Annotated in this window: 7 protein-coding genes; all 7 read right to left on the bottom strand. The window is 34.3% G+C overall.

Features of this window, described 5'->3' with window-relative positions:
- Window positions 1-11 precede the first annotated feature (11 nt).
- From ACJJV4_RS00265 to ACJJV4_RS00235, 7 genes are read right to left on the bottom strand one after another with little or no spacing between them, the layout of a single operon-like run.
- Window positions 12-1,505 carry a sulfatase gene (locus tag ACJJV4_RS00265; RefSeq protein ID WP_405290939.1) on the bottom strand — a complete coding sequence of 498 codons (1,494 nt, stop codon included), beginning with the start codon at window positions 1,503-1,505 and terminating at the stop codon, window positions 12-14.
- Window positions 1,506-1,517: 12 nt separating this feature from the next.
- Window positions 1,518-3,017 carry a sulfatase gene (locus tag ACJJV4_RS00260; RefSeq protein WP_405290937.1) on the bottom strand — a complete coding sequence of 500 codons (1,500 nt, stop codon included), beginning with the start codon at window positions 3,015-3,017 and terminating at the stop codon, window positions 1,518-1,520.
- Between the two features lie 6 nt (window positions 3,018-3,023).
- Complete coding sequence (locus ACJJV4_RS00255) at window positions 3,024-4,361, bottom strand: sulfatase-like hydrolase/transferase (RefSeq protein WP_405290935.1); 1,338 nt, start codon at window positions 4,359-4,361, stop codon at window positions 3,024-3,026.
- 6 nt (window positions 4,362-4,367) lie between these two features.
- Complete coding sequence (locus tag ACJJV4_RS00250) at window positions 4,368-5,804, bottom strand: BNR-4 repeat-containing protein (protein ID WP_405290933.1); 1,437 nt, start codon at window positions 5,802-5,804, stop codon at window positions 4,368-4,370.
- Window positions 5,804-9,289 (bottom strand): glycosyl hydrolase, encoded by a 3,486-nt coding sequence (locus ACJJV4_RS00245; RefSeq protein ID WP_405290931.1) that lies wholly within the window; start codon window positions 9,287-9,289, stop codon window positions 5,804-5,806. The genes ACJJV4_RS00250 and ACJJV4_RS00245 overlap by 1 nt, the downstream gene beginning before the upstream one ends.
- A 10-nt stretch (window positions 9,290-9,299) precedes the next feature.
- On the bottom strand, window positions 9,300-12,674 hold the full coding sequence (locus ACJJV4_RS00240; RefSeq protein WP_405290929.1) for a glycosyl hydrolase: 3,375 nt from the start codon (window positions 12,672-12,674) through the stop codon (window positions 9,300-9,302).
- The gene (locus ACJJV4_RS00235; protein WP_405290927.1) at window positions 12,675-13,865 is read right to left on the bottom strand and encodes an alginate lyase family protein; all 1,191 of its coding nucleotides are present in this window, start codon (window positions 13,863-13,865) and stop codon (window positions 12,675-12,677) included.
- Between the last annotated feature and the right edge of the window lie 67 nt (window positions 13,866-13,932).

The following is a 13,932-nucleotide window of genomic DNA, read 5'->3' as shown; positions in this document are numbered from 1 at the left end:
TGAAATGATTTTTACCAATGCTCAATAACTATATAATCACCTTTTTTCAAGGTGTTTTTAACAGCATCTGGAATGGTTCGGGTTGGTGTATCTTGGTCTAATTTAAATCCTTTATTGCCTTTAGGTGTTATGATAGGCATATTTCCTATAGTTTTATTTAAAATATCGCCTTGAGATTTCATCCAGCTAAACATGGCTTTTTTTAAGTTTTCCTTCATAGAATTAAGCTCCGGGTTTTTAGCTAAATTATGTTGCTCAAAAGGGTCGTTTTGTAAATCGTATAATGCTTCAAAAGGTTCTTTTTTAAATGCTGTGGCACCTCTTTTTATAAAATAATCGACTTGTGGTTTTCCTGTTAAGTTTTGTTTTACAACTTCTAAAGCATTAAAATTCCTGATGTATTTGTAACGTTTGTTGCGAATCATTCTTGATGGAAATACTTCGGAATTTAAAATATTCTGGTTGGTTCTTACTCCATAGACATACTCATTAATTTGTATATCTTCACCTTTTAAAAGCGATAGAAAGCTTTTACCATCCATATCATCCGTAGCCTTTCCTCCTGCTATGTCCATAAATGTGGGTAGCACATCGGTATAATGTATGAGCTGGCTAGAGGTTGTTCCTGGTTTAATTACTTTTGGCCAACGAGCTACGAAGGGTACTTTTAAACCAATATCTTTAACTGTAAATTTGCCTGAAACTCCATGGTCTGCACTGTAAATAAATAGTGTATTGTCGCCTAAATAATCATCAACATATTTCAAAACATGCTCTATTTGGTTGTTATCTTCCTCTATACTTTTATAATAACCTGCTTTTTTATTTACAAAATCTTTATTGTCTTTTTTATCGGAGTTAAAAGGATACCACTTAATATCCTCTTTATTGGCATGTTCTACTTCAAAATATTTAGCGTGTGGGTATTTTGATGTAATAAACATACAAAATGGTTTATTTGAAGTTTTAAAATAAGCTTCAATACTATCTAACGGAATATAGTCTCTAGGCACCCCCTTTTTAGGAACCGGTTGCCATTCTCTATCCCACTGGTAAACACTTGATGGTTTTACGTGACTTTTTCCTGCTAAAACCACCTCATACCCTAATTGCTTCATTCTAGCAGTAACGCTTTTAATATTGGGTTTTGTAGCTGTATGGTTAGCAAAACATCCATTTTTAAGTGGATATTTACCCGTAAATAACTGCGACCTACTTGGGGCACAAATGGCTTGAGCAGTAAAGGCATTAGTAAATAGCATACCTTCTTTGGCCAACCTATCTACGGCAGAAGTATTTACTTTTTTATTGCCGTAACAACCGTAGTCATAAACATCTTGATCGTCGGCTAGATAGAAAATGATGTTTGGTTTATCAATAGCCTTTTGTACTTTATTTAAAGTCTTATTACTGTTCCCACAATTTGTTAACCCAATAAGAGTTAAGCCTATTGCTATTTTTAAATATATTCTACTTTTCGTAATATTAAAATCCTCACCTATCATAACCAATAACTTTTACTTATTTTCTTCTCCGTTTACCCTTGCTTTTTGCTCTACAAAATAAGGTTGAAATGTATAGTTAGAACTCTCATCCCATTTAGAATTTACTTTCGGTAAAAGCTTTTTCATGTTCTCTATTTGAGCTTTATACTTTGGGTTAGCCGCTTCATTATGCCACTCATTAGGGTCTATATTATGGTCATAGAATTCTTCTGTTCCATCTTCATACTGAATATATCTGTATTCATTTGTTCTAACAGCATGGTTGTTCATACCATAGGTAGTAAGTGCATAGGCCTCTTTTATACCCTTATCTTGTGTCATCATAGACACCAAACTTTTTCCTTCATTTCTATTATAAGCAGGAAGATTAGCCAGTTCTAATAAAGTTGGGTACATTGTTAACATTTCAACAGGCGCGTCAATTTTCTTGCCTTTTGGTAATTGAGGTCCTGCAAATATTAGTGGCGCTTTTGTAGCGGTTTCCCAAAGTGCATGTTTTGCAAAAGTGCCTTTTTCTCCTAATCGGTAGCCATGATCGGACCATAAAACAACAATTGTATTATCGGCATATTCACTATTTTCTAGAGCGTCAAGAACGCGCCCCAATTCATAATCTACATAACTCAGACAAGCTAAATAGGCTTGGACAATTTTTTTCCATTCGCCACTTTCAATAGCCCATTCTGTAGATGGCATCATTGGTAAATCATTTATTTGTAAACCTACATTTGGAATATCTTTTAAATCATCGGCTAAATAAGGAGGTGTTTTAATACTATCCAAAGGATGCAAGTCAAACCATTTTTGTGGCACATATAACGGTACATGAACACGTAAAAAACCTAAGCCTAAAAAGAAAGGTTTGTCGTATTTTCTATTTAAACGCTCAATCGTCCAATCTACAGAATGATGATCTGGCATTAACGTATCATTTTCTGGAAAAGCTCCCCAGTCGGTACTTGTGCGTCCGTATTTTCCTTTTTTAGATTTTGAAGTTCCAAAACCATCCCAAACAATTCGTTCTTTTGGATAGGGACCAAAACCTTTTACGCGACCTCCAGATTCATTAAACACGCTATCTGGTGCGTGGATATGGAATAATTTCCCTATACCCATGGTATAATAGCCATTTTGCTCAAAATACTCTGGCAAAAAGGTAATATCCTTAGTGGCATCATTACCAGGTCTGCGAATTGAATTATCGGGTGTCATGCCATAAATACCTGTGGTCGATGGTCGTAAACCCGTCATTATCGAAGCTCTTGATGGCCCACATAAGGGCGCTTGTACATGAGCATTTGTAAAAGTAACTCCCATATCTGCAAGCCTATCAAAATTTGGTGTTTTTACATTTATAAAATTATCGATAGGTCCAATCATGTTATTTAAATCATCAATAGCAATAAATAACACATTGGGTTTAGTAGCTTCTTCATTTACGACTTCAGTTTTTTCATTTTTACATGAAAAAAAAGCCAATGAAACTAAAAATAATAACTTTCTATATTTCATAATTTTCTATATAGCTCTAAAAGCATTAATTTTTTGTTTTAATTCTTTTACTATTTCAGGATGTGAGGTCGCCAAATTATGTTTCTCAAATGGGTCTTCATCTATATTAAATAATTGCACCACTTCATCTTTCTTTCTTACGGGATCTGGAACAATAATTTTATATGGAGGAAAAATGGCCATATTGTAATACATGCTATTTTCAATAGTATCAAAATCATGTGCATATACTTCTCCGAAAACACCTTTTCGTTCATTTAATGCTTTTGTATCTAAAACGCTAAGTCCTGGTAGGTTTTGAGGTTTTTCAATTCCTAAAATATCAAGTACTGTAGGCACCATATCGATACTACTTGTAATTGTTTTAGTATCCAATTTAGGCGTAATTTTACCTTTCCATTTATACATTATTGGTGTTCGGATTCCCATATCAAAAGGGGCTCGTTTTGAGTGTTTAAGGTAACCGCTTTTTTCTGGGTTTTGCGCCCAACCATTATCGCATACATAAACAAATAAAGTGTTCTCTGTTAATCCTTTATCTTCAAACAAATCGAACAATTCACCACAAGTTTCATCAAACCACTCGCACATGGCCCAATATTTTGCTAAGTGTTCTGAGTCTGTTTTCTTTTTATATTTTTCATATAATCTAGCTGGAGGATTGTGCGGTCTATGAGGTAAAAATGGTGCATACCATAAAAAGAATGGCTTCTTTTGTTTAAGAGCTAAATCCACATAACTATTTAGGGTATCTAAGCCTTTTCTTCCAATTTCTAATCCGTAATCGCCATGACGACCACCACGTTTAGGGTCGCCATGTGTCATACCATAATCAAAACCGCCTACTTTATGGTTACCATGCCACCATTTTCCAGTTTGAAACGATAGATAGCCCTTTTCTTTTAATAAATCTGGCAGTGTGGTTTGTTTTTCAAAAGCTGTAATAATTGGTTTATAGGCTTCTGCCCTTTCTTTTCCACGGATATTACCACGTTCATAAACTTTATCATTTCCTAAAACACCATGATCTTTTGGATACAAACCTGTAATAATTGTAGCTAAAGAAGGTGAACATAAAGGTGTTGGCACATACCCACGGGTAAAAGTTAAACTCTCTTTTACAAATTGATCTATTCTTGGGGTTTCTATATTTTCATCGCCCATAAAACCATAATCGGTCCAAGATTGATCGTCAGAAAGAATGAATACCACATTTGGTGCTTGGGTATTTTCTTTTTGTTCCTTTTCGTCGTTTTTAGTTGCTTCACTCTTCGATTTACTCCCACAGGAAACCAACAAACAAAGTGCTAAAAACACAAAACTAGCCTTTCTTATTACTTTCATTTTTAGTTAATTTGGTTTATTATTTTTATCATTTAAAACTGATGCTTCTTTATCATCCCTTTTAATAGGTCCATTATCGCCCAACAAATACATTTTTCTAAAATCTGTTCCTTTTACTTTTTCCCCTACAATAATTCTAGCGTCTGGATGTGGATTTTCTATAAGAGATGAAATAACAAAACCAGAATTTTTTCTTTGTAAAAAAATCTTTTTCTTTTTAAAAGTATCACCACCATCAAAACTATCCCATCTAGCAATTTCTCCAACATCATTATTGACTTCACTCTCTAAGTAAATACTTATTTCTGTTGCAGATTTTACTTCTAAATCTCCATTTCCTCTAGGAAGATTTACATTCTTGCTTTGTAACCACTCTTGTCCATCCCATCTAAAATGTTGTAATCGCTTTGAACCGCTACGTTTCTCACCTATATCTGGGCCAACTAGGATACAAACATGCGGATTTCCACTTTGATCTACGTCGGCTATCGACTGAAATGTCCAATCTGTTCCTGTATTTGTTACCAAGGTTTTTTCATCTGCTACTTCTTTGGTTAAGGGCATATCTAAAAGTTCGTTTTTAACATTTTTCCATTGTCCGGTTTTAGTATTAAAAAGCATGTAATACAAATTGTGCCTTTCTGGAATATGCCCTCGTATATCTTGAGCGTTCTTGTTATCTCTACAAATATGATAATCAAATGCTACAATAATATCATCTCCATTTCCTTTACCAACCCAAGGATACCAAGAGTCTTCTGCTTCAATATGTTGTAGCCGTTTATGCTTTAAAAATGAAACAGGTTCGGCAAAAGTTACACCATTGTCGGTTGATTTTTGATATACCCAGTCGCTTCTATGCGCTCCATGGCGATAAAATAAATAGATATCTCCATTATTCATTTTTACAAACTGGCTATAAGTACCAAATAATGAAATATTATCTCGTGTTTCCCATGACGAAATATCCAAAGGGTTTTTAGAAACAGCATGTTGGTTTTTTCCATAGTGATGGTTCCCTAAAGGATTTTTCCCATCTGATGGTCTTCCTCCATGTCCACCAAATGCAATATGAATATAACCCGCATCATCAATTAGAAGTGCTGGTTTGCCATGATTGTCTATTTTCTTTTTACGATTCGGGTCTTTACCCATTTCACTAACTCCCGCTTTAAAAGGGCCTTTCCATTCTTTGGTTTTGTGATTATAAGACACTACATACGGGTCTTCCAATGTTCCTTGATAAGCCACATATGTGATTCCCTTGTGATAGACTCCAGAAGGATGTTGCACAATAGCAACAGCATTTCCATAACCATTATCTGCAAAATAGTCTACCTGTGTACCTTTGTTAACTTCTGTTAACGCTGCTTTCTTTTTAGAATTACAACTGCATATTAAAACACACAAGCATACCAAACTAAATATCAATTTTTTACTCATTATAATTCAAGGTTTAATTCTTTAAAAATTCTTATTTTAACTGGCCCCAATAATCCAGAAGTTAATAACTCATCATCTTTACTCCAATGTTTCCAAGATGGAAACGTGGTTCGTTTACTTGGTCGTTTGGTATCATTTAGTAACCAGTCTGGTAATTTTTTTATTTTATCTCCTTTACGTTCAAAATCTAAAGGCAAACTTTCATCGCCAATTAATTTGTTTGGCCATAAATTGGTCACTTTAACCTCTAAGATATTTTTGCCTTTTTTTACAAAACCATCAATATTGGTTCTAAAAGGTGATTTCCATAAAGTACTTACTTTTTTTCCATTGATGATTACTTCTGCAATAACAGCAACACTTCCTAAATCTAATTCTAAACTTTTATCTACTTCTAACAAGTCTTCTTTAAGTTCAAATTCTTTAATATAAGTTGCTATTCCTGCAAAGTGTTGAATACGTTTATCTTTATGATTTGACCAAGATATTAACGCGTTAAACGTTTCATTTATATTTTTATCTGAAGCTACGGGAAATTCAACTTCCCATAAATTTGATAAATCAATAGGAGTTGGTAATGAAGTTACTTTAGCTCTTTTTGTTTCTCCAGAAGCATCTTCAAAAGTTATTTTACCTGGATATGGAGTTACCCAATTGATATCATTCCCTTTATAAATGAACTTAGATTTTGGTGTGTCTTTTGATAGTTTTAAAATTTGACCTCGAGGAATAAACATTGTGCGCTCTTCACCATCTGTTTTGTATGTAATTTTTAAGGCTGTTTTATCACCTTCCGGAATTTTATTATTTATCAATTCATTAGAAACTAAAATATCAAACGTATTGTTTGAAACTAAATCTTTAATTTTATCAGTAACCTCAAAGGTTTTATAATTTTGAGGAATGCCTTTGGTTTCTTCTTTAAATTTTCCGAAGACAGCCTTTAACACTTTTAGCGTTTTATTTCCGGCATCAATAGCAATATGTTCTCGCTCTTCAGCATAAATTTGATGTTTGGTATCACCAATTTGATATTCCATTCTAAACTCTTTTTTGTAGCCCATGGCAGGATCGCAATCGCAAAACGCACGAGACATTTTAAAGTCTAGTTTTCCACCTTTTATGGCATTATTTACTTGGTCTGTAAGATCGATTAAACCTTCTTGCAGAAATGTTCCGTATTCGGCTTTTACAATTTCTAAATTGGAAAGCGGTTCTGGTTCTAAAGGCTCTAATTCTGCTGAAGCCGAAACGATATAATTAGAATTTGAATCCTTCTGAAAGACAATGAAAACCGATTCTTCCATGCCTAATTGCAAAGGAACTGTTGTTGTTCCATCTCCATTTTCATTAAATACCACCAAGTCTTTTGTGGTTCCCCTTTCTGAATTCCAGAGTTCTGGTTGTCTTCCTGAAACTCGAAAACGTGCTATAATTTCTCTGGCTTCTTTTCTAGCATTGGCGATAAAATATATATCGGCATTATCTGTTTTTCTATGGATGAAACTCAAATCTGTTTTATCGCTACTTTCTATTTTGAAATCTGGTGTTTGCTCGCTTAAAACAGCTTCAATAGAAATGTCTTTTACCAATCCAGATTCCCATAATTCATCAACATAAGTTTTAACAACTTCATCAGCATTGGGGTAATTCGTTAAACTTGGCGATTGCGAAGGCTTCTTTCCAATTACTTTTGCACCACCAGCAACCAATTCCTTTGCTTTTTTTAAGGTTTCAGGTTTTATGAAATCGGATTCTGGCAATACCAACACTTTATAAGTATTTCCAACTGAAGAGTAAATTATTCCATCTTTAACAGTTAGATCTTTCAATTTATTAGCCCCGATCAAATCATAATCAAAACCCATTTGTTTAATTTCTGGCTTTAAAAATGCGGTATTTGGTGATGATTCTCCAGTAAATACTAAAACATCAGCTACATTTTTTCCCTGTTGCAACAAATATTGCGAGCGAGCTATATAATCCATATAGGCTTTTCCCTGCAACCACCAGGTATTTAATCGGTTAAAATCTGTACCGTGATAACTCAATTCCAAACCGGGAGCCACATCCCAAGGTTGATGTACATAGGTATGGAAAATAAATCTTGTAATACCTTCTGCCCAAGCTCTATCGCCTATCGATTTTAACTGTGCAGGATGCTCGTCCCAACCACCAATTCCTGTAAAAGATTCTGCACCAACAATAGCACTACCATTTAAATGCGCAATAGAAGATACGAATTTAGAGGAATCAAAAAACGGATAACCCCCACTCCAAAACTCACACATAACAATATCTCCAGTGGCGCCGACTTGCATATTATCAAAAGGGCCCCAATACGGTTCTACAGAAAATTTCAAGTTGTTTTTATGACATAACTCTGCGAAATGTGCGTAATAATTCTCCGCGATTAAATCGCCAATAGTTCTTCTAAAATCCCACAAAAAACGCTCTGATATTTCGCCACTTTCCACATAATACCCCGCTAAGGTTGGTAAGTATGACGTTAAATTGTAGCCTCTTAAATTCTCGAATTGTTTTTCAAAACCAGCTGTCCAGTTAGTTGTTTCTACTTCATAACTATCAATTAAACAATTATTTACAGTAGTTCCTACTAAATCGCCTAACTTATCAATTATGGGTTGTACACCACCTTTCCAATAGGCATCAACGGCTGTTTTACTCATTTTATCAACTTCCAATCCTTTGGCTTCCGCAGGTGCAGGCCGGTTTGTTGTTCCAATTGGTGTGTGTCCAAATCGTAAAACAATCCAATCTCCTTTTGGGACAATCCAATCTAAAACCCCATCATTAGAAACTTTTTCTGACAAATTGATTACCGCTTCTTTTGAAATAACAGCATTCTCGGAAATATTTTTAGTGTCTGGTAATAAATGATTTCGAATACGTTCTGATAATATTTTATAATCTAAGCCATCAATTTTTTGAGTTTCTTTTGGTTTTGGAAAAGCCAAAACAGCAATGTCTTTATAATAGTTGAATTTCGTTTTTGGCTGTGGTAATTTACCCTTAAAATTTTGATTGCCTTTAACTTCAATTTTACTAAAAACCACCGTTTGCATTGCGTTTTCGGGAGTAACCCAAGGCCCTCCACTAGACGACCAACCCGCACTATTATGAAATGACAATTCTAATCCTAAACGTTTGGCTTCTTCTGCCGAAAATTTGAATAAATCTAGCCACTCCTCGCTTAAATATTTTACTGGCCCTTTTGGAAATCCTAAATGCACGTTAAATAATTGCGCTTCCTGAATGCCCACTTGTTTCATGGCTTCTAAATCTTTGGTTATGCCAGATTTAGAAACGTTACCACTTATCCAATGCCACCAGGTTCTTGCTTTAGCTTGGTTTGGTGGATTTTGGAATCCGGATTCTAATGTTACACCTTCATCTTTGCTTTCAGTGCAATTAGTAAAGCAAAAACAAAATGCTATTAAAAAGAGGAATGTTATATTTTTCATGACACTGTAATTACTTTTTTATAATTTTTGATGTAGAAATCGTTACAGGACCTAGTAATCCAGAGGGTAACAGTTCATCCGTTGCTTTTTGAAACGAATAGACACTAAAAGTTTTTCTTGGCCCTTCTGGAAGCGGTTGATTATTCCTATACCAATCTGGCATTTTTTTGTATTTACCTCTGTAATCTTCAGATCCAAAACCTTGTTTACTTCTTCTTACATCATATTCTGTTTGATTTGGTAACTTTTCATCGCCAATTAAACGATTCGTCCATTGATTGGTGACTTGAATTTCTAAAGTATTTTTACCCTCTTTTAGAGCTGTCGTAATATTTAAAGAATGTGGTGATATCCAACTTACACCAACTTCTTTTCCATTTAAAATAACTTTTGCAATAACATTTACTTTCCCTAAATTGAGTTGAAATTGTCTATCGGATAGCAACATTCCTTTTTCTATGTTGAAGGTTGTTTTGTAAATGGCTGTTCCAGAATAATGTTTTATTTCCTCTTTAGCGTGGGTGGTCCAATCGAACAATTCGTCTGTTTGCAGGGTCGCTTTGTAAAAATCTTGTTCTCTAAAATTAATTTCCCAATTGCCTTTAATTTCGATAGGATTTGGAATATCACTTACCTCTATAGTCCAATTTTCTAAATCATTTACTTTTGCAGTGTAGTTTCCATTTGCATAAACTTCGGCCTGTAAATTATTGTCACTGTCTAAACTGAACGTAGGTTTTGGCAAATCATTAGATTCTGTATAAGTAACTTTAGGTTGATTTGCTTTTGCTGGTTTAAAAACAACAAAAACCGATTCTTGAGGATACATTGGAATGGAAATATCGGTTCTTCCTTTTTTGGTGGTGTACTCTACTAACCTTGTAGTTTCACCTGTTTTTGCATTCCATAATTCTGGTATTTTTCCTTCAATCAAAAAACTACAATTTAGTGTATCAGCTTCTGTTAAATTATGATTGTATACAAAATAGATATCTTCGTTTTCTGTACGTCTGTGGTAAAAATTAAATTCGGGTTGCCCTTTTACAATTAAATCTTTTTGAACTTTATTTTCTTCTAAAATCTCTTCCCATTCGCCAGTGCTGTATGTTTTTTTACTAGACCAAATATCTTTTACTAAAGCATCAAATTCAGCTTCCATTTCTTTGGAAATATTATACCCACCCAATTTTTTGGGTTTCTTACCAATAATTAACGCGCCTTGTTGTGATAGTTTATGAATACCTCTTAAAGTTTCTAGGTTGATGATATCGTTTCTTTGCAAAGACAATGCATTATAATTAATACCATTAGGTAATTTTAATTTTCCGTTTTCTACTGTTAGTCGATTTACAATTACATCAGAATTTACACAATCATATTTATAAGCTCCTGGAAGTTTAGGCCGCATTTGGTTGGCGTGAATAACGTGATTTGGTGCTCTATCACCCACAAAAACCAACACATCTAACACCGGATTTCCTTGGCGCAGCATATACGAACCTCTTGCTAAATAATTAAACCATTCTGGGCCTGCATTATCCCACCAAGTTTGTGTTCTATCAATATGAGACCCCACAAAACTCATACTCATTCCTGGTTTTACGTGGGTATTCGATTGATGCGCAAAACGATGAAACATATATTCATTGATTCCGTTTGTCCATTCGTAATCCCCTTTTTGTTTGGCTAAAGCCGGATGAAAACCCCAGTTTAATTTGGTACTTGTAAAGGCTTCTGCAGAAATTACGTTTTTTCCATAAATATGACCAGCAGACACAGCTGCTCGTTTATGATTGTTAGGTTTTCCTAACCAAAACTCACCCATAGGAATATCGGCATGTCGCCCAGCATCTAAACTATTAAAAGGTCCCACAAAACCGTAAGGCTCTATGTAAGATATTAATCCGTCTTGATGACATAATTCTGTGAAATAATCGAAATAATTGGTAACCATTAAATCGCTTACCAATTGTTTCATATCCCAAAAAACAGCTTCAACAGTTTCTTTATTTTCAATACTTTTACCTGCATACATCAATAAAAAAGGAGTGAAATCATAACCAAACCTTTTTTCAAATAGCTTTTCCATATCGTCAGTCCAGTTTTGTGGTCCAACTTCATAACTATCTATTTCTACATATTGCAAGGCATTTGGCGCATCAACTTTTGCTTGTTCAACCAATTTTCCTACAAAGGCATCGTAATGTACTTTCAACGCTTTTTTACTGAATTTATCGACTTCTAATCCTTTCCCTTCATCTGAAGACGGTTCGTTTGTTGCGCCAGAAGCTGTAAAACCAAAACGCATAATGGTCCAATTTCCTTTTGATAATGTTGTTTTTAAAACACCATTGGCATCCATTTTATCTGTTAAAACAATGATGTCCTCTTTTTTAATGAATGCTTTTGCATCGGTATTTCCAATTGGGCGTCTATTTTTTCTATAAGACGTGTACTCCATTATATTTCCTAAAACAGGACTTGCGGAAAGTTGCATCTCATAAATACCCGCATCCATTTCGGTTTGTATTCTAAAATAGCGGGCTGTAACTGGTTTAAAACTTTCGTAGAAATAACATTCATCTTTACCAATACGTTCTTCTCTTGGTTTGTGAGCTACTGTAAAATTGACACCATCGTCAGATTTTAATAAAGTTAATCGTCCTTTACGTTTATTGATAAATACATTCATTGATTGAATGGTGTGTGCTTTTCCGTAGTCGTATTGCACCCAACCTTTTGCTTTTAAATCTGCATGTGTATTGGTTTGTTTGTCAGTTGCTAACCCTACTTTAAATCCTTTATCTGAAGATGTTATTACAGGGTTTACACTGTCGTCAATCAGTTCAGTTTCCAAAGATGGATACGCTACCACAGCAATATCTTTGTAATAGTTATGTCTTGCTGGTGGTTGTGGCAATTTTATGTTAATTGCTTTACCTCCTTCTGCAATCACTTGACTATTTACAACTACTTTCATGGCGTTTTCTGGGGTTACCCAAGGACCACCACTAGAGGTCCAGCCATCACAGTTATGTACACCAAAACTCAATCCAAATTTCTCACATTCTTTGGCTGCGTGGGTTAAAATATCACGATGTTCTTGTGAGTTGTATTTTACATTGCCTTCTGGTAATCCCATAGATACATTAAATACCAAAACACCACCAATACCAGCTTCTTTTATGGCTTTTAAATCTTTGGTAAAGCCTTCTTTAGAAGCATTTCCGCTATTGATGTGATACCACGTTCTGGGTTTTGATGCTTGTGGCGGATTTTTAAAACCTTCTTCTAAAGTTAAAAGTTGACGCTCCTTTTTCTTTTCAGTGCAATTACTGAAACAAAAACAAAATGCTATTAAAAAGAGGCATGTTATATTTTTCATTTATATTTGATTCAATTGTTCTAATACTTCGTTAAAGGCATCTTCTTTAAATAGTTTACGAGCCTTTTTTAAATCAGCTGTAAACTTTTCTCTAGAATGCTTTATATCTTTAATCTGCTTATATTTCCATTTTTTTTCGTTGGTTACATAAGGCAACATATATTGATATCCTTTTTTGATACTTCTACCATCTTCTGAAGTTGCATTCCAAAGATTCACACCTACTTTTTCTCCTAAACGTGCCAATTCTAAAAAGGCATGTAAATTCATAACCGAATAAGAAAATGATTTGGTTCTTGCTAATTCTAAGGGTTGACTTCCATCGGGTTCAATCTGACTAAAAATTCTAGATTTAGTTATCGTTGACAAATATGCTTTGACCTCTTCAACCTTATTTAAATACAATAAAATGCTTAGCAGTTGCACATCATAATTGGTACCATGGTTGTTCTTTCGGGTGGCTTCTTCCTTACCCAGATTGCTATTTTTTAACCAATTACTATAATCGGTAAACCAGTTAATCATACCTTCTTCTGTCTTTTTATCTAGTATTTTTCTATCTTTTGCTAGCTCTAAAAATTTTAGCACATTGTTAATACTTTCAAATTCTATAATACCAAAACACCTTCCGTCTGATTTCCCAGGAACGTACTGCCCATAATTAACATTAGGGTTCATTTTGGTATCCTCATCTAAGAACCATGTTTGTATCAACTCTAAATTTTTATTGGCATATTTATTTTCATTGGTATAAAAATAAGCCTTCGTTAAGGTATTTACAGTTGAAAGAAAATTTGCATTTGCCGTAAAATCTGTAAAATTATTTCGAGTTTCGGGATTTATTTCACCATCTTTTCTAATATAAGGTAAACCATTTTGGGTTTCTGGATTTGGCCACCAATACGGACCAATACTCATATAATCATGTTTGTTTCCACTAGGCGGAACACCCTCTTTATTTACTACAGAAAACCCTTCAATAGTTAATAATTTATCGGCTTGTTTTAATAATGCTTTATAGTTTTCAACTGCTTTTGCATCGCCATTTTTGATTTGATTTTGTTGTGCTTCTAATGCTTCATATTCTATGATATGAACTTTTTCTTGATGCTTTTGAGCGCCCGTACAAGCATATATGCTAATAAAAAGCGCAACAACTATTTTTTTGTATACCCCTAATTTTCTTGTCATATCATGGTGTTATTTACTGTCTCTGTTTCGGCTAAACTTAAATATCAAAATAGTTATCACTAATAAT

It is taken from the genome of Algibacter sp. Ld11 (genome assembly GCF_045066735.1).
Taxonomy (GTDB): Bacteria; Bacteroidota; Bacteroidia; order Flavobacteriales; family Flavobacteriaceae; genus Algibacter.
Note: the sequence above shows the minus strand (reverse complement) of the source record. Positions and strands in the feature narration are given on the sequence as shown.

Bases quoted from the DNA above. Each gene is read 5' to 3' on its own strand.
- ACJJV4_RS00255 (WP_405290935.1), bottom strand. From the start codon at position 4,361: ATGAAAGTAATAAGAAAGGCTAGTTTTGTGTTTTTAGCACTTTGTTTG.
- ACJJV4_RS00240 (WP_405290929.1), bottom strand. From the start codon at position 12,674: ATGAAAAATATAACATGCCTCTTTTTAATAGCATTTTGTTTTTGTTTC.
- ACJJV4_RS00235 (WP_405290927.1), bottom strand. From the start codon at position 13,865: ATGACAAGAAAATTAGGGGTATACAAAAAAATAGTTGTTGCGCTTTTT.
- ACJJV4_RS00250 (WP_405290933.1), bottom strand. From the start codon at position 5,804: ATGAGTAAAAAATTGATATTTAGTTTGGTATGCTTGTGTGTTTTAATA.
- ACJJV4_RS00245 (WP_405290931.1), bottom strand. From the start codon at position 9,289: ATGAAAAATATAACATTCCTCTTTTTAATAGCATTTTGTTTTTGCTTT.
- ACJJV4_RS00260 (WP_405290937.1), bottom strand. From the start codon at position 3,017: ATGAAATATAGAAAGTTATTATTTTTAGTTTCATTGGCTTTTTTTTCA.
- ACJJV4_RS00265 (WP_405290939.1), bottom strand. From the start codon at position 1,505: ATGATAGGTGAGGATTTTAATATTACGAAAAGTAGAATATATTTAAAA.